The sequence below is a fragment of the Reyranella sp. genome (genome assembly GCF_030651995.1).
GTDB lineage: Bacteria > Pseudomonadota > Alphaproteobacteria > Reyranellales > Reyranellaceae > Reyranella.
In genome coordinates, this window is sequence record NZ_JAUSBN010000025.1 from 89,982 (window position 1) to 116,385 (window position 26,404).

14 protein-coding genes are annotated in these 26,404 nt (G+C 65.2%); 9 read left to right on the forward strand and 5 right to left on the reverse strand.

Features of this window, described 5'->3' with window-relative positions:
• Window position 1: 1 nt before the first annotated feature.
• Both Q7V45_RS07035 and Q7V45_RS07040 read right to left on the reverse strand, forming a co-directional pair.
• Window positions 2-802: a class I SAM-dependent methyltransferase gene (locus Q7V45_RS07035; RefSeq protein WP_304849173.1), complete on the reverse strand. Its 801-nt coding sequence runs from the start codon at window positions 800-802 to the stop codon at window positions 2-4.
• Window positions 799-1,842 (reverse strand): PIG-L deacetylase family protein, encoded by a 1,044-nt coding sequence (locus tag Q7V45_RS07040; RefSeq protein WP_304849176.1) that lies wholly within the window; start codon window positions 1,840-1,842, stop codon window positions 799-801. Before Q7V45_RS07040 ends, Q7V45_RS07035 begins: the two co-directional genes overlap by 4 nt.
• Window positions 1,843-1,925: 83 nt before the next feature.
• Between Q7V45_RS07040 and Q7V45_RS07045 the strand changes: the two genes are divergently transcribed.
• The 5 genes from Q7V45_RS07045 to Q7V45_RS07065 all read left to right on the forward strand — a co-directional run bounded on the left by Q7V45_RS07045 (window position 1,926) and on the right by Q7V45_RS07065 (window position 9,941).
• On the forward strand, window positions 1,926-3,107 hold the full coding sequence (locus Q7V45_RS07045) for a glycosyltransferase (RefSeq protein ID WP_304849179.1): 1,182 nt from the start codon (window positions 1,926-1,928) through the stop codon (window positions 3,105-3,107).
• Window positions 3,104-4,270, forward strand: a complete 1,167-nt coding sequence (locus Q7V45_RS07050) for a glycosyltransferase (protein WP_304849182.1) — start codon at window positions 3,104-3,106, stop codon at window positions 4,268-4,270. Before Q7V45_RS07045 ends, Q7V45_RS07050 begins: the two co-directional genes overlap by 4 nt.
• Before the next feature lie 1,149 nt (window positions 4,271-5,419).
• Complete coding sequence (locus Q7V45_RS07055; protein WP_304849185.1) at window positions 5,420-6,766, forward strand: outer membrane beta-barrel protein; 1,347 nt, start codon at window positions 5,420-5,422, stop codon at window positions 6,764-6,766.
• 55 nt (window positions 6,767-6,821) lie between these two features.
• The gene (locus tag Q7V45_RS07060) at window positions 6,822-7,376 is read left to right on the forward strand and encodes a polysaccharide biosynthesis/export family protein (RefSeq protein ID WP_304849187.1); all 555 of its coding nucleotides are present in this window, start codon (window positions 6,822-6,824) and stop codon (window positions 7,374-7,376) included.
• A gap of 264 nt (window positions 7,377-7,640) precedes the next feature.
• Window positions 7,641-9,941, forward strand: coding sequence for an AAA family ATPase (locus Q7V45_RS07065; protein ID WP_304849190.1), 2,301 nt, complete (start codon window positions 7,641-7,643; stop codon window positions 9,939-9,941).
• Window positions 9,942-10,001: 60 nt separating this feature from the next.
• Here Q7V45_RS07065 and Q7V45_RS07070 read toward each other — a convergent pair whose 3' ends face one another.
• From Q7V45_RS07070 to Q7V45_RS07080, 3 genes are all read right to left on the reverse strand, one after another.
• Window positions 10,002-11,285 (reverse strand): nucleotide sugar dehydrogenase, encoded by a 1,284-nt coding sequence (locus Q7V45_RS07070; protein ID WP_304849193.1) that lies wholly within the window; start codon window positions 11,283-11,285, stop codon window positions 10,002-10,004.
• A 462-nt stretch (window positions 11,286-11,747) separates the two neighbouring features.
• Window positions 11,748-13,103, reverse strand: coding sequence for an aminotransferase class I/II-fold pyridoxal phosphate-dependent enzyme (locus Q7V45_RS07075; protein WP_304849196.1), 1,356 nt, complete (start codon window positions 13,101-13,103; stop codon window positions 11,748-11,750).
• Window positions 13,100-20,536: a type I polyketide synthase gene (locus Q7V45_RS07080; RefSeq protein ID WP_304849199.1), complete on the reverse strand. Its 7,437-nt coding sequence runs from the start codon at window positions 20,534-20,536 to the stop codon at window positions 13,100-13,102. The genes Q7V45_RS07075 and Q7V45_RS07080 overlap by 4 nt, the downstream gene beginning before the upstream one ends.
• 367 nt (window positions 20,537-20,903) lie before the next feature.
• Between Q7V45_RS07080 and Q7V45_RS07085 the strand changes: the two genes are divergently transcribed.
• The 4 genes from Q7V45_RS07085 to Q7V45_RS07100 form a co-directional block, all read left to right on the forward strand.
• Window positions 20,904-22,817: a glycosyltransferase family 2 protein gene (locus Q7V45_RS07085; RefSeq protein ID WP_304849201.1), complete on the forward strand. Its 1,914-nt coding sequence runs from the start codon at window positions 20,904-20,906 to the stop codon at window positions 22,815-22,817.
• Between the two features lie 4 nt (window positions 22,818-22,821).
• Complete coding sequence (locus Q7V45_RS07090) at window positions 22,822-24,354, forward strand: hypothetical protein (RefSeq protein WP_304849203.1); 1,533 nt, start codon at window positions 22,822-22,824, stop codon at window positions 24,352-24,354.
• Window positions 24,351-25,934, forward strand: a complete 1,584-nt coding sequence (locus Q7V45_RS07095) for a glycosyltransferase family 2 protein (RefSeq protein ID WP_304849206.1) — start codon at window positions 24,351-24,353, stop codon at window positions 25,932-25,934. The genes Q7V45_RS07090 and Q7V45_RS07095 overlap by 4 nt, the downstream gene beginning before the upstream one ends.
• Window positions 25,935-26,065: 131 nt before the next feature.
• The coding region (locus Q7V45_RS07100; RefSeq protein WP_304849210.1) for an outer membrane beta-barrel protein at window positions 26,066-26,404 on the forward strand (339 nt) is incomplete at its 3' end.

Below are 26,404 nucleotides of genomic sequence, written 5' to 3' on the forward strand. Positions count from 1 at the left end.
GTCAGGCCTGTTCCGGCTTGCGCGACATGTAGTAGATCCACGGATTGGAATCCCGTGGCAGGCGCGGATCGTCGCCCGGCACGAAGTCGTGGCTCTCGTTGCCGGCACAGGCGATGTCCACCATGCCGAGGCGGCGCAATTCGGCCACGCCGACGTCGGGTCGCACGTAATAGAGCGCCGACGACCGGAAGGAATGGGTGCCGTCATGGACGCGGCCCGCGGCGAGCGGCATCCGGTACTGCAACAGGCCGTTCTTCGCCCAGAACACGCACGACCATTTGAACGACCGCAACGTCTCGCGCAGTCCGGCGTGGACGCGGAAGCGGAAGCGGTCGGTGATCGCGGGCAGATAGTTTGCGTTGTGGCTGGAGAAGACCATCAGGCCGCCGGGCCGGAGGACGCGGCGCATCTCGTTGAGCGCCGTCAAGCGCTCGTGTCGGTCGAGGTGATCGATGCCGTTGTAGCTGAACAGGACGAAATCGTAGCTTTCGTCGGCTGCGAACTCGAGGCGTCGCGCATCGGCCACGGCGAACCGGAAGGAGGGGAACTCCTGCCTGCAATGCTCGATCATGGCCGCCGAGTAGTCGATCCCGAGATAGGTCCTGACGAGCGGGGCGAAGTGGCGGGTGGTCCGCCCGCCGCCGACACCGATGTCGAGCATGTCGATCGTGCCGAGCGAGGGAGCGAGTTGCGCCAGCAGTGTCTGCTCCGGCTTCTGCAGCCCGTCGGGCCGGGCATAGAGCGCCACGATGTCGGGCGACTCGTAAGCCGAACGGGAGAGGTCCGGGGCCAGGCCCGTCATGCCTTGCCCCATTCGGCATCCCAGTCCGTGACCGTACCCATGCGGCCGACCGTGCCGAGCTGAATCGGCGCGATCCGGTCCACGAGACGGGCCGGCAGGCGACGGCGCAGGGCCAGCACGAGGCGAAGATAGGACCGATCGAAGTCGAACGGGCGCCGCCGGTTGCGACCGCTCGCACAGGCGATCAACCGGTCGGGGTAGCTGCGCGTCGCCACCAGGGACGGGGCATTCTGGCTCACGAAGGCGGCCAGCATGCGACGCTTGTCGGCCAGTTCCTGCGGCGACAGTCGAAGCTTCAGGATCGGGCGGCCATCGACACCGTCCGGCGGCCCGTTATAGGCAACCAGCCCGAACAGCCAGCGTGCGGCGAGCGCGAGGACGCGGTGCGGCGTGTTCACGAGCGAGACATACGGGCTGTATTCCGGCGCCTCGAACACCGCGAAGCGGTCTGCCGGCGTGACCAGCCGGTCGACCAAAGCTGCCACCATGTCGTGGTGGACATGGCCGCCCTCGAAAGCCGGCGTGACGAGCGCAGTCGGCTCGAACTCGTCGATGATTTCACGCAGGACCGCGGCTGCTTTGTGCAGCTTCTCCGGATCGCGACGTTCGAGCGGCGGCATGAGATCGAAGAAGCGCAGGTCGTCATCGCCCAGGCCGGCGACGCTCCAGGCGCCTCGCGCTTCCGCCTTGCGCCGCTCGGGCAGCGCGGGCGTTTCGTCCTGCGCCAGGTAGACCACGCGCGTGACGCCGCCCAGGCGGCTGTTGCGCAGACCGAGTCCGCCGGCCGAGATGACGCAGTCGTCCTCATGGGGGGCGAAGATCAGCAGCCGCCCAGGCTCGTTCCAGTCCATCCAGCGCTCGATCATGCGGATTCGCAGCAGGGCGAGAGCGGCGACGGCCAGCAGCATCGAGTAGAAGAGCGCGAACGGCACGGCGATCCAGAAAGCGCCCGGGACGCGTGTTGCCAGCCAGAACAGCAGGGCGGCGGCGGCAAGCAGCGCCACGACGATCGACGGCCGGAAATCGATTCGGAGCTTCATTCGATCGCGGAGCCCATTCCTGCAACACCTATGCTATCAATTGCCCCGATACATCAAGCCCTTGCGAATCAGTGGACGAGCCGTTGCGCCTTCTTCACGTCGTTCCGACCTATCTGCCGGCGGTGAGATATGGCGGGCCGATCCGTTCCGTCCATGCGCTCTGCCGGGAGCTCGCCGCGGCCGGCCATGACGTGCAGGTCTTCACCACCAGCGTCGATGGCCCGTCCGACAGCGACGTGCCGCTGATGACTCCAGTCGACGTCGACGGGGTGAAGGTCACGTATTTTCCGAGCCGCGTGCTGCGCCGGCTCTACTGGTCTCCGCCGATGGGGCGCGCCCTCGCGGCATCGACCGCAGGCTTCGATGCCGTGCACCTGCATTCGGTGTTCCTGTGGCCGATCCTCGCCGGCGCCCGCGCAGCGCGCGCTCACGGTGTCCCTTATGTGATCTCGCCGCGAGGCATGCTCGTTCCTGAATTGATCCGGCGGAAGAGCCGCTGGGTCAAGGAAGCCTGGATCCGCCTGGTCGACCGTCCCAACCTGGAGGCCGCCGCGGCGGTCCATGCAACGTCGGCCATCGAGGCTCGGCACATTGCGAGCTTCGGCTGGCGCCTGCCGCCCATCGCGATGATTCCGCATGGCGTCGACGATCCGCCGGCGCCGTCGAAGGCGGCTCTGTCCCCTGATGTGGCCGCCGCGATTTCAGGCGGTCCGATGGTTCTGTCGTTTGGGCGGTTGAGTTGGGAGAAGGGGCTTGACCGCGTGATCGCCGCCCTTCCCGAGGCGCCGGCGGTGCGGGCGGTCATAGCGGGCGACGATGGTGGCCACGCCGGGTTCCTGGCTCAGGAGGCGGCCCGCCTCGGTGTCGCCGACCGGGTGACGATCATCGCGCGGCATGTCTCGGGTCCCGACAAGGAGGCGCTGTTCGCGGCGGCGCGACTCTTCGCGATGACGTCGCTGTCGGAAAATTTCGGCATTGCCGCATTCGAGGCCATGCGACGGGGCGTGCCGGTTCTGGCCACGCCGGATGTCGGTATGTCGGAGATCGTGCGCGATACGCGGGCCGGACTGGTGGTCGACCCGACTCCTTCCGCTATTGCCGCGGGCCTGCGCGAGATGTTCGCCGACCCGGCCCTCTGCCGCCGTCGCGGCGAGGCCGGGCAAACGCATGTCATCGATCACTATGGCTGGCCTGCCGTCGCCCGGCGGATGGCCGAACTCTACCGTTCGATCGCCGGCGCTGCGCGGCCGGGAGCCGGCGTATGACGGAGCTGTTCGAGCAGAGCCCGTTCGATCCGGCGAAGGAGCGCCGCATCGTCATCATCGCGGACTGGTTGCCGCCGGATTTCGGTGCCGTCGGCCAGTACATGCAGATGCGCGCGCAGGGGCTGGCAGAGCAGGGGCACGACGTCACGCTGGTCGGACTGTCGACAGGGTCCGGATCGAAGTCACGTCGGGAAAGAGGCAAGGGGAGCCTGACAGAGATCCGTCTCTCGGCACGCCCGGTCCCCCGTGGGTCGCTATTGGGTCGGATGCTGTGGACGATCGCCACCAATCTGCGCCTGATCCTCGCGGCCTTTGGGCCACTGCGGGCGGCGGACGGCATCCTGTTCACGGGCTCGCCGCCATTCCTCATTCACCTTCTGGTGCCCTTGAAGCTGCTGTGGCGCGGACGTCTGATCTACCGGATCACCGATTTCCACCCGGAATGCCTGATCGCGGCGCGGGACCGACCTTCGCGGGCCCTGAGACTTCTCCTGGGACTGACGAACTTCTGGCGCCGCCGTGTCGATGGCTTTGAGGTCCTGGGCGAGGACCAGCGCCGGCGTCTGAACGGCACCGGCGTTCCAGCCGGGCGCATTGCCCTGGTGCGGGACGGCTCGCCAGTGACTTTTGTGCCCGATGGTCCGGTCGAGCCCCTGCCTGCGGAACTCGCCGGCAAGTGCGTGCTGCTCTATTCGGGCAACTACGGCGTTGCCCATGAGGTCGAGACCGTCGTGCGCGGCTACGAGCTACATCACAGGCGAGGAAGCGGGCGCGTTCACCTGTGGCTATCTGCCACAGGGGCCGGTGCCGAGGAGGTTGCCTGCCGGCTCGGGACCGCCGGGCTGCCGTTCCATCGGTCATCTCCCGTGGCGCTGGAGAAGCTGGCCGGCTTGCTCCGAGCGCCGGCAGCGCACCTCGTGACATTGCGTGATTCATTCGTCGGTTATGTCATGCCGTCCAAGATCTACGCCTGTCTCGAATCGGCCAAGCCCGTGCTCTTTGTCGGCAGTGCCGATTCCGATGTGGATCTACTTGCTCGCGCGATACCTGAAGGATATTGGCGGGTTTCGTGTGGGGACGTCGACGGGTTCGCTTCGGCGCTCGAAGCGCTGGCGGATCGATCGATACCCGCATTATCCGATCCCACGAAACCGAAGACGTGAACGACCGACGCGCGGAATGCTCGCCCGAATCCGCTGTTTGCGTTTTTGCTGCAGCTTGTTCTTGAATTCTGACACAATTCGCTGGCAGAGAATCCTCCTGATCCAGCCGTCCGCGGATCGCAAATGTTGGCGTTGGGCGGGGAAGTCAGGGGTGGCCAGGGGGGCCTTGGCTTTCTGCAGGTAATTCGCTAATTTGTTTACTGGCTTGGATGGGACCAAATCGAGATTCTCGAGGTGGGCCAAGTGGGTGTGATACCTCCGCAAAAATTGACCATGTCGTCACAAGATGCGTGGTTGGGTTGGGTTCGATGTCAAAAATTGCAGTCCGGACGCAGGGTTTCGCGGCTATCTCGGTCCTCCTTTGGGCTGTGAGTGCGGCTGCGCAGGTCGGTCCCGAGGTCGCGCAGGCGCCGCCCGGCGCCTCCCAGCCGACCGGAGGTCCCAGCCAGCCGGGTACGGGTCCGATGCAGGGATCTGGCCCGATGCAGGGGGCAGGCCCCGGGGGCCCGGCAAGCAACGGTGGTCCTGCCACCGATCCTCAGCAGGCTCAACAGGCTCCGCAACAGGGCGGTGGTCCCCTGCAGAATGCCGGCCCATTGCAGGGCTCGGGTCCAATACAGACAGCCGGCCCGCTTCAGAGCGCAGGCCCTCTCCAGAGCGCTGGACCGTTGCAGAGCAACGGTCCGTTGCAGAACGCTGGCCCGCTGCAGAATGCGGCGCCCTTGCAGAATACGGCTCCGGATGGTGGCCCGCCGGGCGGGCTCGACGGCCTGACGGCGGCTGGTGATCCCCTGATCCCGCCGCCCAATGACACGCAATACAATGCTGCCAACTATGGTCCAATCGGTGGACCGACTTGGCAGCAATTCATTGCTGAACAGTTGGGTCAACCGGGAGGGACCTCGGGGACGACGCTCGCCAGCCTGGTGAATACTCTTCCGCCGCCGCCGCCGGCGTCGCCTTATACGCCGGTCTCGAATCCGCAACCCCCGTCGCCGCCGTTCCCGGGGCCGCCTGGCCCCCTTCCACCGGTTATCTATGACCCGACGACGCCGCAGCAGCAGAGCCCGAGATAGTGTTCAGGGGTGTCTGCGGGGAAGTTTTTTCCAGCCGACCCTCGGACCGCTACCTGGATGGCCACAAGAACCTATGGCAATTCGTGCGAATCGATCGCAGCTGATTTGGTCGCCTCTTGTCGGCTGGGTCCTGTTGACGTGCGCGGGATCGGTTGCGCACGCGCAGATGGAGTCGGCGTCGCCGGCCGCCGAGATTCTCTTCGAGCAGACACCGGCCGTGGATATTCCCGCGGACGTGCCCGTTTCCTCGGCGGCGCCGGGACTCGGGACCGGCGAGGTCGGCATCGCACTCGGCGCTTTCACCCTCTATCCATCGCTTGAGGTGCAGGGCGGCTTCGACAGCAACGTTTACGCTACCTCGGCGCCAACCGTGGGATCGCCCTACACGCTCATCAAGCCGGTCGTGGAGTTGAAGTCCGAATGGCTGAACCACTCGTTGCGCGTGGTGGCGGGCGGCGGTTTCGGCTTCTACTCGAATGCAACCTCCCAGAACTACTGGAACGGCTACGTCCAGGCAGACGGTCGGCTCGACATCCGGGAGGATTTCTACGTCACCGGCCTCATTGGTATCCGGCGACAGACGGAAGCGCTCGGGACGCCCAATGCGTTGGTCGCAAGTGCACCGACCGTCGTCGACTCCATCCCGTTGCAGATCGGTCTTTATCAGCGCTTCAACCGTTTCTTCTACGATGCCAGGGTTTCGGCAACCCGCTATCGATACATCGACAACAGCATCATCCCCGTGGGCGGCCTGCCGGGCGCCAGTCGCGATCGCATGGAGTATGATGAGAGTGTCCGGATCGGCTATGAGATCATCGACGGTGTCGACGTGTGGGTGACGCCTGGCCTGAATCAGCGAATATACGACCAGTTCATCAATGTTGCCGGACAGCAGCGCGATTCGAACGGCTGGTACGTGAACGTCGGCGCGACCGTTAAGCTCACGGAAAAGACCAGACTGGAAGGATTCGTCGGTTACACCAACCAGACCTTCCTGGCGGACGGCGCGTCGACGCCGGCCTTCACGTTTGGTTTGACGGGCAGCTGGAACGGCTATGAGCCGCTGACGATCCGGCCGGCGTTCATGCGGTCCATCAACGAATCGGCCTACAGCAACTATCAGAACTACGTATCGACGACGCTTGGCATCGACTTCACCTACGACATCCATGATGCCTGGAAGATGGTGGGTGGAACGGGCTTCAATATCGCGGAATATAACCCGGCGCCCGGCTCCGGAGTGGGCCCGCGCACCGATTATTACTGGCGCGCGTCTCTGGGTTTGCTGTATTCCCTGCGCCCGCAGGTCCAGATCGGCCCTCTGTACGAACACACCACTGGATCGTCGACGGACGTCGCCAGCGGTGGTCCATCGTTCACCAGGGAAGTGATCTCTATTCGAGTCGTTGGAGCGCGGTGATCCGGTGAATCTGACTAGTTTCCTTTCCCGCTGCGTCGGGCCGCTCCTCGTAGCAATGGCGCTGGCTCTTGGCGCCTGCGATCCGCAACCGCCGATGTCGACGACGACCATCCAGCAGCCCTCGCAGGGTACGCAGAACCTGCGGCTCGGAGAGTATCGCGTTGCGCCGGGCGACCGGTTGCGCGTGGTGGTCCTGTCGGATACCGAGCTGTCCGGGGAATACGAGGTCGACTCGACCGGCATGATTGCGCCTCGCATGGCGGGCCGGGTGGTCGTGCTGGGCATGACCATGCCGGAGATCGAGGTGATGCTGGCCGACCGTTATCGTTCAGGCGGCTATCTTCGCAACCCGCGGATGAGCGTCGACCTGGTGTCCCGGCGTCCATTCTACATCATCGGTGAGGTCAGCCGTCCGGGATCTTTCCCCTATGTATCGGGGATCAACGTTGTGCAGGCGATCGCAATCGCCGGTGGGTACACGCGGCGCGCTTCGAAGACGCGCATCACCATCCAGCGGTTCAATGCGCAGCAGGGTCAAGAAGAGACAGTTACGGAAGATTCCCCGGTGGGGCTGGGTGACATCATCCGGGTGCCGGAGCGTTGGTTCTAGAGGTTGGCGTAAGGCGCTCAGTTAGGGCGTAAGCGTAGTAAGTCTTGGGGCTGGGTGGTGTGGGGCCGCCCGCTGGATCGTTGGCGTACCTGATGCGTGCCCGAAAGGGTCCGAAGCGGTACACAGCGCGGTCGGGTGTCGGCGCGAGTTGTCTTTGTCGCGGAGTGTAGTGGGATGGGATCGTTGCCTAGGGCGGACCACATGGCGGATGAACCGAACCAAACTCGAATGGTGCCTGCTTCGGAAGCGGCAGCGCTTGCGCCCGTGCGTCCTGTCGAAAGCCCGAACGAATTGTGGGAATGGCTGCGACTGCTCAACCGCCGCAAGGCATTGATCATAGGTTGTGGCCTCATCGCGACCGCGCTCATGGCGCTGGTGATCGCCCAGGCGACGCCCCTCTACAAGGCATCGTCGCGCCTCATGCTCGATACGCGAACCTTCAAGGTGGTCAGCACCGAGGCGGCGCTGTCGGGCGTGGACACGCTCAACATGGGCGCGATCCAGAGCGAACTGGAGGTCATCCAGTCCGAGTTTCTGATCGGCCGTGTCGTCGACAAGCTCGGCCTTGCGAACAATCCCGAGTTCAACGGCACCAAGCCGCCGGGATTCATCGACAATGCCCTGCAGCCGCTGCGGGACTTGTGGAGCACCGGCATATCCACCCTGCTGGCGCCGCCGCCGAAGCCGCAGCAGGCGACGCCCGCGGCCGCGCCGGTGCGCACCGGCCGGCCGGCCGAGGACACTGATCCTCGCCGTCGCGCGGCGATCGGTGCCGTCGCCGGCCGCCTGAGCGTCACGCTGCTTGGTCGTACCTTCGTCATCCTGATCACCGTGGAAAGCCCCGACGGCACCATGTCGTCGCGCATCGCCAACGCCCTCGCCGAAGCTTATCTCGCCGACCAGATCGAGACCAAGAACGAGGCCAACCGACGGGCAACGGAGTGGCTGGAGCAGCGCCTGGCCGAGTTGCGTCGCAACCTCCAGGTTGCGGAGGAGGCGGTCGCCGCCTATCGCCGCGACAAGGGGCTGGCTGGCAGCCCGGAGGGCGCGGTTTCGACCCAGACGCTGTCCGATCTCAACGCTCGCTACACCGCCGCCAAGGGCCGTCGCATCGAGCGGGAAGGCCGTCTGATCGCACTCAGCAAGGCGAGCCTCAACCCGGGCGAACTCGCGAACATCCCCGAAGTCTCGGGCAACGCCACTTTGTCGGCGCTGCGCATCCAAGACGTCGATCTCACCCGCGAGAGCGCCGAGCTTTCTTCTCAGCTCGGCGAGAACCATCCGAAGATCCAGCAGGTCCGCAACGAACTGGCCTCGATCCGGGCTCGCTTCATCACCGAGACGCAGCGCATCACGCTGGCGGTCCGGGCCGAACTCGACGCGGCCAAGTCGGAGGAGGACGAGCTCAAGGAATTGGTCGACAAGGCCTCGGTGATTTCCGGCGCGGCCAGCCAGTACGAAGCAGAATTGAAGCAGCTCGAGCGCGAAGCGCAGTCCAACCGCACCCTCTACGAGGGTTTCCTGACGCGCTTCAAGGAACTGCGGGAGCAGCAGGACATCCAGCGCGCCGATGCCCGAATTCTCGCCTACGCGCACCCGTCGGGCGCGCCGTCGTCGCCGAACTACAAGACCGGCCTGATGGCGGCGTTCATGATCGGCTCGCTGCTCGGCATGGCCGGCGCGGTCGCCGCCGAGAAGCTGGACCGCGTGTTCCGCTCGGCCTCGCAGGTCGAGGAAGCGACCGGCGTCGGCGTCCTCGGCATGGTGCCGGAGGTCAAGGGACCGGCGACCACGCGTTCCAACGTCGTGGCGCACGTACTCGAGAACACGACGTCTCCCGCGGCGGAGTCTATACGAGCGGTGTTCACTGCGATCAGCCTCGGCAGCCTCGACCGGCCGCCGCGCATCATCGCGATCACTTCGTCGACGCCGAGCGAGGGCAAGACCACCTTCGTCGCCGCCCTCGGCGGATTGTTGACGAAGATGAACGCGTCGCGACGCGTGCTTGTCGTCGATCTCGACCTCCGGCAGGCTCGTTTGTCGGCGGCGCTCGGACTCAAGGATCGTGGCGGTACGATCGACGAATACCTGATGGGCATCAAGACGCTGGAAGAGTGCACGCGGCGCCACGACCTGTCGGGCGTAGACTATATCTGCGCCCGTCCGAGCACGCCCAACGCACCGGAAATCCTCGAGTCGCACGCCATGAAGGCGGCCCTCGGAGTGTTTGCGGAGCGTTATGATCTCGTGATCCTGGACGGGCCGCCAGTGATGGCGGTCTCGGACGCACGCATCATCTCGCGTCTGGCCGACTACACGGTATTCATTGTGCAGTGGGCGAAGACACCGCGCGAGGTGGTGAAGACGGCGATTTCGGCGCTGCTGAACGTCAGCAGCCATGTGGGGATCGTCATAAATCGCGTCAACCTGGCCAAGCACGCTCGCTACGGCTACGGCGATCATGGCGACTACTACTCTCGGTATCGTGGCTACTACGGCTCAGGCATCGACGTCGCGGCCAACGCCTCCGGCCGGCCGCCACTCACGTTGGCGTCGAAGAGCTAGTTCGCCACGGCCTGCAGGTCGGCAGAGTGGTCTCACCCTGTCGATGCAGGCTCCGGCGTCTCAGAGGCGCCAGAGCGTAACGCCCTCGGGCGTGGCGGCACGGTCGAGTAGGCCTGTCACGTCGGCGACGAAGCCGCCGGCCGCCGGCTTCAGCAGGGGCTTTACGAGCGACCAGCCGCCCTCGCGGTAGGCGCGATGGGCAACCGCCAGGACCACGGCATCGGCAGGCTTCAGTTCCGCGAGCGGTGTCAGCCCGAGGTCGTATTCCTCGCGCAGAAGTCCGCCGTCGGCCATTGGGTCGTGAAGCTGGACCGTGATCCCGAAATCCGCGAGTTCGCGGACAATGTCGACCACGCGGGTATTGCGGATGTCGGGGACGTTCTCCTTGAACGTCACACCCAGCACGGTGACGACCGGGCGGCCATTGCCGGCATGCCGCATGACGCTGCGCACCACGCGGTTGGCCACGTGGACGCCCATGCTGTCGTTGACGCGGCGACCGGAGTGGATGACGTGCGGATGATAGCCCACTTCCTCGGCCTTGTGGGCGATGTAGAAGGGGTCGACACCGATGCAATGGCCGCCGACGAGGCCGGGCTTGAAGGGCAGGAAGTTCCACTTCGTGCCAGCGGCGTCCAGTACGTCGCGCGTGTCGATCCCGAGCCGGTCGGAGATCAGTGCCACCTCGTTGATCAGCGCGATATTGACGTCGCGCTGGGTGTTCTCGAGGACCTTGGCAAACTCGGCGACCTTGATCGATTCGGCGCGGTGCGTGCCGGCCGTCACGACGGCCCGGTAGGTTGCATCGACGATGTCGAGCGTCTCGGGCGTGTCGGCCGACACGATCTTCAGGATGTTGTCGAAGCGGCGCTCCTTGTCGCCGGGATTGATGCGCTCCGGCGAGTAGCCGACGTTGAAGTCGGACTTCCATTTGAGTCCGGAAGCCTTCTCCAGCACGGGAATGCAGATGTCTTCTGTGACACCGGGAAAGACGGTCGACTCGTAGACCACGATATCGCCGCGCTTGAGCGTCCGGCCGATGGTCTCGGAGGCGCCTTTCAAGGGGGCGAGGTCGGGTTGCTTGCTGGCATCGATCGGAGTCGGCACGGTCACGATGTGGAAATCGGCAGCGGCAAGATCCTGCGGATTGGACGAGTAGCGCAGACCGGGCGCCTTGAGTTGGGTCGGCTCGACTTCGCCCGTGCGGTCGTGACCGCGGGAGAGTTCGGCGATGCGGCGGCTGTCTATATCGAAGCCGAGAACCTGGTACCCGGCCCGGCCGAAACCGACGGCCACGGGCAGGCCGACATAGCCCAGCCCGATGACGGAAATATGCCGTTTCATTTGATCCATCTCTGACAGCTCATGCCGGTGCTGGCATCCCCTTTTAGCGGACTTTCCCGGTCGGCGGCTCGTCCCCGGTAGGTTGCCCGAGCAGGCCGATCATGCCCCCTCCATAGAGGCCGAGGTCGGTTCAGATAGAACGCGATATTGAGTGCGAGGAAAAGGCAGCGCACCTCTGTCAGGCCAAAACCGGCGCTTGCGAGATGGAAGGTCCGCGAGACTTCGGCCTCTCACCCGACATCCACCAGGAAAGCCGAGAGGTGGTATCGGTATCGGACGTCGAGGTTGGCGGTCCTGCACGTGCTGGCGGTTCTGCACGTCGCACCCTTTGACCGACAGTCGGCCGCCGCTGCGTCGAGGCGCCCTGTATCGCGGCCCAGCAAGGCGAGCGTGCGGGCGAGCGGTGCGCCGATGCCGCTGGACGCGCCGGCGATGACGATCGTCCTGAAATCCATGTCCCGGTCAGCGACCGGCGATGGTGCTGACGAATGAAGAGCTGCTGCGAACCTTCGGCAGTTCCTCGGCCACGGCGTCGATCACGGCGTCGATCTGCTCAGGCGTATGCTCCGAGGTCACGAAGAACCGGAGCCGCGCCTGGTTCTCGGCAACGCCCGGAAAAACCGCCGGCACGACGTTGAAGCCCCGTTCCAGCAGGCGCTCGGACAACATCACCGTCTGCGGTGAATTGCCGACGATGACCGGGACGACCGACGCGCCGATGCTCAGGCCCGTGTCGAGGCCGCGCGCCCTGGCCTTCGTGAGCAGGTCCAGCCCATTGCGACGGAGTGCCGCCGCACGCCAGGGCTCACGCATCATCACGTCGACGGCAGCCGTGGCCGCCGCAGCCACCGGCGGCGAAAGTCCGACACTGAAGACGAAGCCCGGCGACGTGTACTTGATCAGTTCGACGAGGGCGCGGCTTCCCGCGATATAGCCGCCGGCTGCCGCCAGCGTCTTGCTGAGCGTGCCCATCCAGATCTCGACCTCAGCCGGATCGACACCCTGTTCCTCGGCGACACCGCGGCCGGTAAGCCCGAGCGCGCCGGTCGCGTGCGCCTCGTCGACCATGAGCCAGGCATTGTACCGGCGCTTGAGCTTGATCAGGCCGGCAAGGTCCGGGACGTCGCCGTCCATGCCGTAGAGGCCTTCGACGACGATCAGGGCCCGTCGATAGCGCGCCCGGTTGAGTCGCAACGCGCGCTCTATCGCGTCCAGGTCGTTGTGCGGGCACAGGATGCGCTTGGCACCCGACAGCTTTGCGCCCTCGACGATGCTGTTATGGATGACGGCGTCCGCCACGATGAGGTCTTCCGGCCCCAGCAATTCGCCGATCACCGACACATTCGTTCCATGGCCGCTGACGAAGGCGATGGCATCCTCGGTGCCGCTCAGACGCGCGAGTGCGGCCTCGAGATCGCGATGAACCTGCCTTTCGCCGGCCGACAGCCGACTGGCCGACACCGAGGTGCCGAAGCGGTCGATCGCGTCCTTTGCCGCCGCTGCGATGTCGGGATGCCCGTTCAGGCCGAGATAGTCGTAGGAGGAGAAGTTCGTGACCGTGCGCCCGTCGATCGACGTCGTGTTCCCGGCGCGGCCATCGTGCAGGCGATAGAAGGGGTTGCCGATCCTGGTGATATCGCCCACCGCCTTCCAGATCTTCAGGATTTCGTACTCGGGAAGCGTCGTGAAATCGAATTCCCGTCGTCCGCCCGTTGCCAGACCGGAGCCAGGCCGACCCTGCGAAGCGGTGGATTGGCCGAGCGCCTGCCGTACCCGATCGACCGTCTCCTGAGCGGCGTTCGATCGCTGCTGGGTCATAGCGGCCCGTCGATCTTCTTGACGCGTTGCATCACCGCGTTGACGGCAGCGCGCCGCTCCGTGGCATCCGCTTCTGCCGCCTGTTCAGCGAAGTGACTTGAAGACAGTGTCGCCAGCGCGCTCGGCACGGCCTCGCGCGTCGCCTCGCCGGTCACGAGCGGCGTGACGCGACGGGCCACATCGGCTGGCGTGATGCCGCTTGCCAGCGACATCATCGGCAACTCGATCTGGAGCGATGCCTCCACGGTCGTGCGCAACTCGAGCATCATCAGGGAGTCCATGCCGATTTCGGCCAGCGGCCGATGGCGGTCCACTTCCTTGGGGGGCAGGCGCAGAACGCGTGCGATTTCCTCCACAACGATCTCGAGCAGGGCCTCCGTCGCCTCCTCAGGCGGCATGGCGCGCAACCGCTCGAGGGTGATGGCAGCCTGTCCGGACTGGCGCGAGACAGCGCCGGTGTCGACTGCGTTGAAGGTCGGGGCGCGTACCGCCGCGAGTTCCCGCTTGGCCATGGCCCAGTCGACCTTGGCGATCGCACAGACGTCGGCAATCTGGTTTCCTTCGGCGTCGAAGGCCCAGTCCAGCCCGTCCAGCGCCGTGCGGGAGGGCATCAACGTTGACCCGAAACGCCGCTTCAGACCCGCATTGGCTTCGATGTGCCGCGCGAGATAGCCGACATCTTCGATCGCGCCCCAGGCGACGGCGAGCGCGGGCAGCCCCTTCGCGCGCAGGCGGCGGGCGACGCCTTCGACATAGGCGTTTGCCGCAACGTAGTTGAACTGCCCGGGATTGCCGAACAGCGTTGTGGCCGACGAGAAAAGCAGCAGGTAGTCGAGCGCCAGATTCCCGGCGATCTGCTCGAGGTGCAAGGCGCCGCTTGCCTTGGGCCGCAGGACCGCTTCGATCGACTCACGGTCGATCCCCTGGATCAATCTGTCGTCGAGGACCATGGCGGCATGGACGATACCCTTGATCGGGCGATCGCGGCCGAGATGGTCGACGAATCGGTCGAGGGCGCCCGCGTCGGTTACGTCAACGGCCGCGACCTCTACGGTCACGCCATTCTCGCGCAAGGCCTCGACCTGAGCGGCGACGGCGTCGGAGAGTTGGCCCGAGCGGCTGATCAGCGCGATGTGGCGGGCATTCCGGTCGGCCAGCCATTCGGCCGCCGCGAAGCCGAAGCCGCTGGTGCCACCGACAACGAGGTGCCAACCGTCGGCGCTGACTGGAAAGGTGTTGGCAGGCACCTCCGAGACGCTGGCCCGCCGGGCCGGCGTCACGACGATCTTTCCGATATGGCCAGCCCGCTGCATCAACCGGAACGCCTCGGCGATATGCGCACCGTCGAAGACACGATGCGGAAGCGGCGAGAAATCGCCCGCCGCGAAGTGGGCGACGACATCGGCGAAGAGTTGGTGCGACAGCGCCTTGTGGGCACCGATGAGCTGGTCGATGTCGACGCCGAAATAGCTCAGATTGCGGCGCAAAGGCCGCAGCCCGAGATGGGTGTTGGCGTAGAAGTCGCGCTTGCCCAGTTCGATGAAGCGACCGAACGGCTTGAGGCAGTCCATCGAACGGATCATCGCCTCGCCGGCCAGCGAGTTGAGGACCACGTCGACGCCCTTCCCATCCGTGAAACTCATCACCTCCTCGGCGAAGGCGAGGGTGCGGGAGTTGCAGACGAAGTCGGCGCCGAGGCTGCGCAGGAGGGCGCGCTTTTCACCGCTGCCCGCCGTCGCGATGACGGTTGCGCCCCGGTACTTGGCGATCTGCATGGCGGCCAATCCGACCGCGCCCGCGCCACCATGAATCAGGACGGTCTCCCCGGGCTCGAGGCGGGCCAGATGGACGAGGGAGTAGTAGGCGGTCAGGAATGCGACGGGGAGGGTCGTCGCGTCCTCGAACGACAGCTGGCTGGGCAGCTTGCTCACCGCGAAAGTCTTCACGACGAGGTGGCTGGCGAAGGCGCCCGGTGCGAAGGCGAGGACGCGGTCACCGACTGCCAGGCCTTCGACATCGGGTCCCGTGCGGACGATCGTGCCCGCGCATTCCATACCGAGGCCGGCACCGGCGTAACCGTCTTCCAGGGCCTCCTCCGGCAGAAGGCGCAGGTTCCACATCACATCGCGGAAGTTGAGGCCGGTGGTGGCGACCTCGATTTCGACTTCGCCGCCCTCCGGTACCCGGCGCTTTTCCAGAATCCATCCGAGCGCGCCGCGCCCGGAGCCCTGACGTGTCACAAGGCGCAGGGCCATGTCGTTTGCAACGGGTTGGGGCGGCCGAGGAGCAGCGGTTCCCCGCTCGACGCGGAAGACGATACGGTTGTCGCCGAGAAAGAACAGCTCGCGTTCCTCGCCGGGGGCAAGCATTTCGTCGGCAGCTCGCTTGATCGCACTGAGACGCGCTTGGCCCGCCAATCCGATGCAGCGTATTTGCAGGCCCGGATATTCGTTGCGCGCAACACGGGTCGCGGCGATGAGGGCACACCAGAGCGGCTGCTCGAGAGGCACCAGCCCGTCCACCGGGCCGAAGTCAACGACGACCCAGAGGCGGCCGGACGCGTCCGCCAGCTGTCGACATTGGTCGGCTATCGCATCGAGGTGCTCGCTGAGAGCCTCGACCGGGTCAGCCGAGCTGTCGTCCGGCGAGATCGAAAGCACGTGATCGGCCGACGCGACCGGCTCGGGTCGCGTGGCCTCGGATCCGCGATGGCCCACGAGAGCCTGCAGATCGGCTGCCGCAGTACCCTGCCACGAGAAACTGGCCGGTTCAGCCGCGGTCGTCGCATCGCGGTCGATGCTGCTCCCGGCCAGGCCATGGACGACCACCCCGACGCGAGCTTCACCGAAGGCCGGAGACACCGATGTGCCAGTGAATCCTGCCGTTTCGAGTTCGTCGATCCATTCCTGGTCGGTCAGCAAAGCCCCGACCGGGAATTCGGCGTTGGCCGAGCGCGCCCACCAGCGCCGCCGGCTGCCGCGAACGATATCCCAGAAGGCGCCGGGGGCCAGTTCGCCGGCGATGAGCGGCGCGTCGGGACGCAGCAACCTTGTAATGTTCGCGATCCCGCCGTCACTGCCGGCGGCAATCTCGCTCAGACAATCGACGGCGAAGGCGAGGTCCAGCGAAGCAGGAGGCAGGGTCTCCAGCTGGCCCCAGGTCAGGCAGCGCACGAGCGGGGCGCCATCGCCGATGGCCGCCCGTGCCTGTTCGAGGCGGTCGTCGTCCGGATCGGTCACGATGATCTCGACGTTCGCGAAACGCATGCTGAGATCGACGGCCGTGGCAAAATGATCGGCGCCCAACATCAGGAGCCGCAACAGGGAGCCGCTGTCATGACGCGACAGCGAATCCGCGACGTCGCGCACCACGGCATCGCGCAGCAAGCCAATCTGATTCGAGGCCACGCCCAGATTGCGCCAGTGCGCCGAGCCGAGTTCGCTCACCGCCGTCGGGTCCCCGACGCTCAGGCGACCGATGATGCTCTCGAAACGCGAAACGCTGGCGGCTTCGGCCGACATCTTCGGGTGGCGCAGCAGCAGCGTGCTGACGATGGAGTCGATCTCGGGAAGGTCACATGAAGGAACCAGCCTGCGAACGCCATCGAGATCCACGGCGAGGTTCTTCGCCTCGAGATGCCAGAGCAGCGCAGTCCGGAGAAACGCAGCCCAGGATGCGCCGTCGTCATCGCCGACCGGGCCCTGACGGTCCAGTGCTTCGCCGGGCCCGCGGTTGTGGAGTGCAGACCAGGTTGCGCGGAGCGTTCCGGCCTCCAGCAGAAGCAAGGCTTCGGAGAGAGCGGCAGCGCTACCCACCGGCTGTTCCAGGCCAATATGCCTCGATGCCATCGTCGAGCGCTTGCCGGCGCGTTCGAGATGCCAAGCCTCCGTGCGGTACGTGAGCGACCTGGGATCAGCGGCCAACTCGGCCGGGGCTTCGACAAGCCGCACATTCTGGGCTGTCGCGATGATCGACCCGCTCTCGTCCCACAGGTCGATATCGACGACGAGCGAGCTGGGCGATTGCCTTAGGGTGCGTGCGGTGACGCGTGTGGCGACTGTGCCAGACCGGAACACGCGAACGCAGCCGAAGCGGACAGGCAGCATTCGCTTCATCGGCATGTCTGCCACGCCTGCTTCTTCGGTAGCGAACAGGGCGTGGAATGCAGCATCGAGAGCCGTGATATCGATGATACGCGTCCCGTGTACCAATGCTTCGGGCTGGTCGAGGGTGGCGATCGCGAACTTCGGCTCCGGGAAGACGACCTGGCGGGTGCGCTGGAACGTCGGGCCGTAGTCGAAGCCGAGATCTCGAGCCCAGGCATACACGCTGCTCTGGGGGACGATGACGGCATGAGCCGGCGTCGCAGGCGGGACGGTCGTCTTGCCGGCGACCGGCGACCGGCCGATGATGCCTCGCGCGTTGAAGGTCCAGTCGGCGCCTGCTCCTCCGCCGCGCTGTCGCGAGAGCAATTCGACGATTCCCGTCTCATGCGCCAGCCGGACGCATATCTCGAAAGAGATCTTGCCTTCGAAGACGAGCGGCCGAAGGATATCAAGGTCGCGAAGCTCCAGAGCCCCTTCCGTATGGGTTTCGCGTGCCGTCGCCAGCATGATCTCGACATAGGCTGTCGCCGGAAGCACCGGGACATCGCCGACCTTGTGGTCGCCAATCCAGGGGTAGAGTTCCGGATCGACCGTGGAATACCACTCGAGGCTGTCTTTGCGGAGACCTGCGCCGAGCAGCGGATGGGCATGCGGCATCAGCGTGGTGCTCGCTTCGTCGGTCGTCGACACCTTGAACTGGGCGTGCTGCCAGGGATAGAGCGGCAGGGCGATGGCGGAAGCCGGAGCAGGGCCGAAGAAACGCTGCATCTCGATCTTGCCGCCGCCCAGCGCAACCTTCGACGCCGCCCGCTCGATCGGATCGAAGGCGGACTGTCCATCGGTCTCGCTCAGCGTCTCGATGACGACGCCCCGCGCTCCGGCTTCCCGGAGCATGTCGCGTACATAGCTGGCCAGAATGGGCCTCGGTCCGACTTCGAGAAACACGCGAATGTCGTCGCTCAACAGGGCGTTCAACGCCGGTTCGAACTGGACAGGCTCGCGAACGTTGCGCCACCAGTGGGTTGCGCCGAGCGTCTCCGGAGCAACGGCGCCGCCCGTGACGGACGACACGAACTTCTTGTGGGGAGGCAACGGGCGCAGGCCCTGCAGTTCGTTCAACAGCGGACCGCGAACGGGATCGATCAACGCGCAGTGGAATGGATAGTCCAGGTCGAGCCGCCGCGCACTGATTCGCATGTCGGCCGCCGCCTGTAGCACGCGGTCGATGTCGGCAAAGGTTCCTGAGACCGTGACGCTGCGCCAGCTGTTGATGGCCGCGATCGCGACGCTGTGCGCGCCGGCGGTCTTGAGAAAGCGTCGAGCCTCGCGGTCGCTCAGCATGAGCGCTGCCATGCCCCCGCTGCCTCGCACGCTTTCCTGATTGCGGCTGCGGGCGACCACGACATCGATGGCCTGGTCGAGGCTGAGCGCGCCGGCACACCAGGCGGCGGCAATCTCGCCAACGCTGTGACCCAGGGTGGCGCTCGCCACGACACCTCGCTCCTCGAGCGCGCGTACTGTGGCGACCTGCAGCGCAAGAAGCAGGGGCTGCGAATACGTTGCCCGCCGCAGGCGGGGGGCCAGATCATCGGCGAACAGAGTGTCGACGATCGACCATTTCTGCGCTTTTGCGAAATGGCCGTCGACATCTCTGAGCGCATCGCGGAAGACGGGATTGCTCTCCCACGCGTCGCGGCCCATGCCTGCCCACTGGGAGCCGTTACCCGAGAAGAGAAAGGCGAGCGGTTGGTCGATGCCCAGCGCCTGGCCGGTGAGCACCGCAGCGGACTCCTCGCCCTTCACGAAGGAGGCGAGATGATGCCGGACCTCGTCCGTCGTATCGCCTCGTGCGACGAGGCGGTGCGGCAGCGCATCGCGCAGGTAGGCGGCAGCGGAGATGAAGGCGGTGGCTTCGCGTGTGGTGGCTGGCCACGCCTCGACATAGCGGCTTGCCAGTTCTGTCAGGGCGTCGCCACTGTGCGCCGTCAACAGCAGCGGCGGGGGCGTAGCAGCATTGCTGACCTGGACGAGGTGCGCGACGGCCTTTTCGCTGCGCAGGATGACGTGTGAGTTGGTGCCTCCGAATCCGAACGAGTTGACGCCGACGAGTTGCGGGCCCCGCCGATCCGCCAAGCGGCGATTCTGAGCAATCACCTCAAGGTTGAGTTCGTCGAATGGAATGTCGGGATTCGGCGCGCGCTGATGCAGGGTCGCGGGAACGAGTCCCCGATCGAGGGCCATGACCGATTTCAGCAGACCCGCCAGCCCCGACACAGGCTCGAGGTGGCCCACATTCGACTTCACCGAGCCTATGGGGAGCGGCTGCGTACGCTTCTGCGCGAGGCCCTTGCCAAGCGCGTCGGCCTCGATGGGATCGCCCACCCGCGTGCCGGTGCCGTGCGCCTCGACGAAGTCCAGGTCGGCGGGGTCGACACGGAAATCTCCGTAGACCTGCTCCAGAAGGCGCCGCTGTGAATCGGCGGAGGGCAGCGACATTCCGGTCGTGCGGCCATCCTGGTTCACGCCGGAGCCGACGATCACCGCATGAATGCGGCTGCGGGACTTCAGCGCCGAGGACATCGAGCGCAGCACCACGACAATCGCGCCTTCGGAACGGACATAGCCGTCCGCCGACGCGTCGAACGGACGGCACAGCCCGGTCGGAGACAGCATGGAAGCGCGGGAAAAACCGACGTAGGAGAACGGCGACAAGAGCAGGTTGACCCCGCCGACGATCGCGGTCTCGATGGCGCCGCTGCGAATCGCTTCAGCCGCGAGATCCAGCGCGACGAGGGAGGACGAGCAGGCAGTATCGACCGCCAGGCTCGGACCTCTCAGATCGAACGTGTAGGAAATGCGATTGGCCATGATGCTGAGCGAGTTGCCCGTCATCATGTGCATTCCGGCAGCGGAGGGGTCGGCGAAAAAGCGTGCCGCGTGGTCGACCGAGGAAGCACCCACATAGACGCCGACGGGACTGCCGGCCAGAAGCGACGGGCGGATGCCCGCATTCGCGAGCGCGTCGTGGGCCACTTCGAGGAGATGACGGTGCTGAGGATCGACCTGCTCGGCTTCTCGGGGGCTCATGCCGAACGCCGTGGCATCGAAGCCCCACACATCGTCGATCACGCCGGCTGCGAAGGAATAGCTGCGGCCAATCTGGTCGGGAGAGGGGTGATAGAATGACTGAGTTGGGAAGCGATCGGGCGTGATCTGGGTGACGCTGCACTGGTTGTGGCGCAGGAGCTTCCAAAAGCCTTCGCTGTCCCGTGCGCCGGGAAGGCGGCAGGCATAACCGACAATCGCAACTTCGTCCCGGCGGGTCATTGGAAGGCTCGTTCGCCGACGCAGCAAAACGGCATCTTCGACCCTGCGCACAACATCAAATTTCTTCTCCCCGGCTCGATGCCCCCACACTACATGTAAGTAACATCAAACTACTGACCCTACCAAAGCGCGAAATTGTGTTGTCCTTGCGTCGAAGCTATCGATATGCAGGCCTCTCCGTTCCAGAGAGCTTTCAGTGGCCATATGATAAACAATGCCATGAAATTGTGCGATGCAATATGTGCTTCAGGGAGTGATAAAGTTGTGAGAACGGCGTCAGTTTTAGGGGCCTTGTCGGCCGTTGATCGTGGTTGAACGCAGCTTCTCCCTGAAGAGTATCGATTCTTACAATTCAACTGCGACTAATGTGCAATTCGAGCTGGCTTTTACTGATAACTTGCCGGCTGGCCAGTGGATACGGTTGCGATATTCGACGTCCCTTTATTGCTCGGCCAGCCGCCTTGCCATTCGCTTCGGTGCTGACGGGGGAGACGTGCAAACCGCGATGCCAGCTGCGTTTTTCGGGGCTGGAGAGTGGGTTGGATTGATCCCGGAGGGAACTCGCCGGGTCAGCATAGTTCTGCCGGCGGGCTATGCCGTTACCGATTTCAACCTCGCTTCCTGCGAAGTCCTGTCACTCAGGGAAGTATTTCGCCTCGCGTGGAATGGGAGCGCGGGCAAGGCCCTCCTGGTGGCGGGGTTGGCCGCAATCGGCCGTCGTGGCGAAATGAACAGCACTCTCGAGGAGATCCTCGGAGCCACCTCACTCGAACGCTATCACGATTGGCGGGCGCTCAAGGGTCGGGAGCCGGACCTGGCGGGGCTGGATGCGCGGCGGGATAGCTGGCGCGAGGGGCCGCATATCCGGGTAATCGTCCATGCTGTTGGCGAGAAGGGTGCCGAAGCGCCCGATGAGACCATTGCCTCGCTCCATCGGCAGAGTTACCCAAACTGGTCGCTCGCTCTCGTCGGTACGGACATGACGTATAACGGGGACCGACAGGCGTTTCGTGTCGAAGGCGGCGCGAGGGCCGGGCTCCTGTGGGAAGGGCTCGAAGCGTCCGACATCGTCATGCCGGTCTTGGCCGGCGACGTCGTCGCCGACTACGCGATGGCAGCACTGGTAGAGTTCGCGTCGGGTCGCTCCGACTGCCCGATGTTCTATGCCGACGAAGACTCGATCGACACGGGACGAAGGTACGTCGCGCCCGAACTCAAGCCCGACTGGAGCCCGATCTTTCATCGGGCACGGCCTTATGTCGGCCGCGCCGTCTATTTTCGCCGCCAAGCGCTCGAGGCGCATGCAGAAGTCCCTTCGGCGACGTTGTTGCGCCCGTCCACCTGGAACGCGCTTTTTGCCGGCCAGGTCGGCCCCGTTGGTCACGTACGCCGGCTGCTGCTCACGAAGCCGTGGAAGCCAGCGGAGTCGGGCGCTCCCGCCATCCTGGCCAAACCGGCCACGGAAAGGGCCACCGCGACGCTGATCGTTCCAACGCGCGACCGCGCCGACCTGCTGGCAGCGTGTCTGTCCAGCCTCGAGAAAACCAGGCCCCGCGACTTCGATCTGGTGATTGTCGACAACGGCAGCAAAGAGCCGGCCACACGCGAGCTCCTCGATCGCACGAGAATGCACTCCTGGGCCCGGGTCCTCGATGTCGCAGGACCATTCAATTTTTCTGCTCTTTGCAATCGAGCTGCCGAACATGCCGAAGGACGGGTTCTCGTCTTCCTGAACAACGATACGGTGGCGATGCAACCCGATTGGCTGGCGAATCTCGTGAACTGGGCCGTACGACCCGACGTCGGCGCGGTGGGAGCCAAGCTCTTCTATCCGTCCGGGCGCCTTCAGCACGCGGGGCTCGTGCTTGGCCTCGGCGGCTATGCAGCCCATATCGACATTGGTGAAGGGGCCACGCACCGGGGGTATCTCGACCGCTTCACGGTTCCGCACGAAGTCTCAGCCGTCACGGGAGCTTGCCTGGCCGTCGAGAAGGGAAAATTCGACGCGATCGGCGGCTTCGATGCGAAGCGATATCCGATCGAACTCGGCGACGTTGATCTTTGTCTGCGACTGAGGCAGCGCGGATGGACGACGGTCTTCACACCCGACGCCGTACTGACGCATCACGAGTCAGCGACGCGAGGCAGATCGAATGTGGCGAGGCGCTACGCGAAGGAGAGACGGCATTTCCTCGAGACCTGGAAAGATGCCATCCTCGACGATCCCTGCTTCCATCCGGCGCTGTCACTCACGGCGCGGCGCACGAGCCTGGATCGCTAGCGCGATGCGCGTCCGCACGCCCTCGCGATACAAGCCCTACCCACGGTGGACCGGACGGCTTGGACCCGCGGCCGATGTCGCGATCGAAGCGGTCTCTGCGGGAGTTGGCACCCTGTTCGTCGAAGGCATGGTGCTCGGGCGCGTGTTCGGCGGTGTGCTCTGGCCCGCCATGCTTCATGTCCTGGCGCCGCGGCTGGCTGTGCTCGAACGCGGTTTTGACCCGGATTTCTACCTCCGCCAGTTCGATGAAGAGGCACACCGCCAGCGCGTCGCGCGGGCTCCGTTGCTCCACTACGCGCTTCTGGGCTGGCGGACGGGCCGCGCGCCGGCCCCCGGTTTCGATCCCGCCTTCTACCGGCGCCGAAACCTGCAGCGGCCGCGGGGAATGGATCCCCTGTTCCATCATCTGGAGAAACCGCCCTCGCAGAAATCCCCACGCAACGAAGTGGAGGCTCGGACCGATCGTCCGCCGTGGCGGGAAGGCGCTGAGGCGGTGCTTGTGTTGCATCATGGGCGCGGCGGCGGCAGCAGCCATTTCCTCGATCTCTTCGAGCATGATATCGAGCACACGGGGCGCAATGTCCTCCGTGCCAGAACGATCCTCAAGGCGCCGATTCTCGCGGTCATCGACGATCGAACGTTCAACCTCTCGTCCGGTCGCGATCTGCTGATCGATTTTGCCCGCCAGCGTCGCGTGACGAGGCTAGTGGTCAATCACCTCATCGATCGTCCGCTTGAGATGATGGCGTGGGTGCGCGACCTCGGCGAGCGACTGAACATACCCTATGACGTTATCCTGCACGACTATTTCATGCTGTGCCCGCGGATCGACCTGATCACAGGGGAAGGGGTGTTTTGCGATGTCGCACCGCCCGAGACTTGCGCGCAGTGTGTCGTGAACTACGGTGCCGAGGTGCGGGAATTCGATCCGCTGTCCTGGCGACGTGACCACCTGGCCTTCCTCGAAGGCGCGGAGCGCATCGTGGCGCCGAGTGACGATGTCGCCACCCGGATGCGGGACCACCTGCCCAAGCCGATCACCGTGTGGGAGCCCGAGAGCGACGCGGGCTATCCGCCCGAGCGTGCACCGCGTGTCCTGGCAACCGAGCCGCTGCGCATCGTCACATTGGGCTCCCTGAACGTCAGCAAGGGCCTCCGCGTCGTACAAGCCCTTGCCGACGCGGCAGGGCAGGCCGGCGCGCCCGTGGTGCTGTCGGTCCTGGGACCAGCTTCGGAACCGCTGCCGCAGAATGTGACGGTCAGTGGCGCCTTCCTGTCGGAGGACCTGGAAAGGCTGCTCGTCGAAGCAGCTCCCCACGCGGTCCTGCTTCCGGCCATATGGCCGGAAACCTGGTCGTTCGTGCTGACGGCGGCACTGAAGCAGGGGCTGCCCGTGATCGCATTCGATATCGGTGCGCCGGCGGCACGCCTGCGTCGGCTCGGCCGCGGCCATGTGCTGCCAAGCGAGTTGGCCGCGGATACGGACCGGCTTCTGGAATCGCTGCTCGAGCTGCGCGATCGTTGGGTGGTCCAGTGAGCGACCGGCGATCGCCGAGGACGACGAGCGACCTGCTGCTCTCTGCTGTGCGTGGCCGCAACGAGGCGGCTGCGGCCCTCGCTCGAATGCTGCCGGATTGGACGCGCGCCATCTGCCGCCGGTACGGCCTCACGCCGGGAACCGTCGATCCCGCCCACTATGCGCATTCGGCAGGTCGATCGTTCTCGTCGTGGGATGCCGCGGCGTTCCACTACCTGGCGGTCGGATCAGGGCGCGGTTGGTTTCCCCGCGCGGGATTCTCGCCAGCCGACTATCGCCGGCATAATCCGGATGTCGCCGTGGCGGGGTACGAGCCGTTCGCCCATTGGCTGAGGTTTGGCAGTGAAGAGGGAAGGGACGCCATGGCTCCGGCAGACCCTCCGATTCCCGACATCCGGCACCTGCTGGGGCACCGCCGTCCCGACGCGGCGCAGGCCACGGTCGACGTCGTCATGCCGGTCTATGGCGGCCGGGCGCTGGCGCTTCAGGCGATCGATAGCGTGCTGGGGGCGGCGACGACGGAGGCCTTCGAACTGGTGGTCGTGGACGACGCCTCGCCGGATCCACTGTTGCGGAGTGAATTGCAGGCATTGGCCGAGGCCGGGTCGATCACCTTGATGGAGAACGAACGCAATGTCGGCTTCGTGGGGTCCGTCAATCGCGGCATTGCGCTTCATCCTGGTCGCGACGTCGTTCTGTTGAATTCGGATGTCCGGGTGTTCGGCAACTGGCTCGATCGGCTGTTGGCGGCGCTGCGGACGCCGCGCACGGCGACGGCAACACCGTTCTCCAATGCCGCGACGATCCTGAGCTATCCGGCCACGCTCTGCGAGAATCGCTTGCCGGCCAATGTCGACATTGCGCAATGGGACCGCCTCTGCGGGGCGATCGATTTGCCCGTCGTGGAAATCCCGACCGGCGTTGGCTTTTGCATGGCGGTGAGCCGAGCCTGTCTCGAACAGATCGGCGCCTTCGACCGGGAGCGGTTCGGTCGCGGCTACGGCGAGGAGAATGACTTCTGCCTCAGGGCGACGGCGGCGGGGTGGCGTCACGTGGCGGCGACCCGCCTCTTCGTCTGGCATCGTGGCGGCACCTCGTTCGGCAACGAGCGGGAGGCGCTCGTGGAGGCCGCGCAATCGACCATCGAGGCGCTCCACCCCGGCTACGCTGCCACGGTGGGGCGCTTCATCCAGGACGATCAGCTGAAGCCGGCGAGGAGGGCGCTCGACATTGCGAGGATTCGCGCCGATCCGCGCCGCAAGAGACTGAGCTTCGAGAAGTTCGGCGTTGCGGAAGCCCAAACCCCGGATGAGCGTGACGTACTCGAGATTTTGGTCGTTCCGGATATTCCCCCGTATGGCGGGCAGTACAGGCTGGTACCCAAGGGGTTTTGCGCCGTTCCCAATCTACCGCGTTTCGGCCCGGCAACGCCGACCGACGGACTTGCGGCCTTGCTGAATGATCTCGGTGTCCTGGAATGCGGTGGAGGCAACAGAGGCGCGGTCGCCGCCGTACTGGGGCGGAGGCTTTACAGGGCGTTGGAGAGTGGCTTCCCAGCGGAGGAGACAAGCCGCCCATGAGGGTGTTGCCTAGAGGCCACAGTAAGACATTGGTTACGCGAAAACAGAACTGTTCGATGAGCTGAGCGAGGCGGTTGTGTTATGCTCGTTTCAATAACCCGCCAATTTTTACGTAAACGCTGGGGAGAATTATGAAAAAAGCTGGTTTGGCTCTGCTGGGTCTGGGGCTTCTGCTGCCGAGCGTTGCTGGCGCCCAGGCGATCAACGCCCAAGAGGGCTTCTACATCGGTGCGGGCGGCGGTGCTGCTTGGTTCATCGGCTCGAATCCCAACACTCAGACCTGGACTGGCTGGTCGGTCGGCGGCAAGGCCGGCTACGACTTCGTCGGTCCCCGACTCGAACTCGAAGCCGGCTACGGCCAGATTCCGACCTCGGCGAACATCCCGGGCTCGGCGATCAACGGCAAGGTCGGCCAGCTCACCGTGATGGCGAACCTGCTTTACGACTTCATGCCGACTTCGGTCATCACG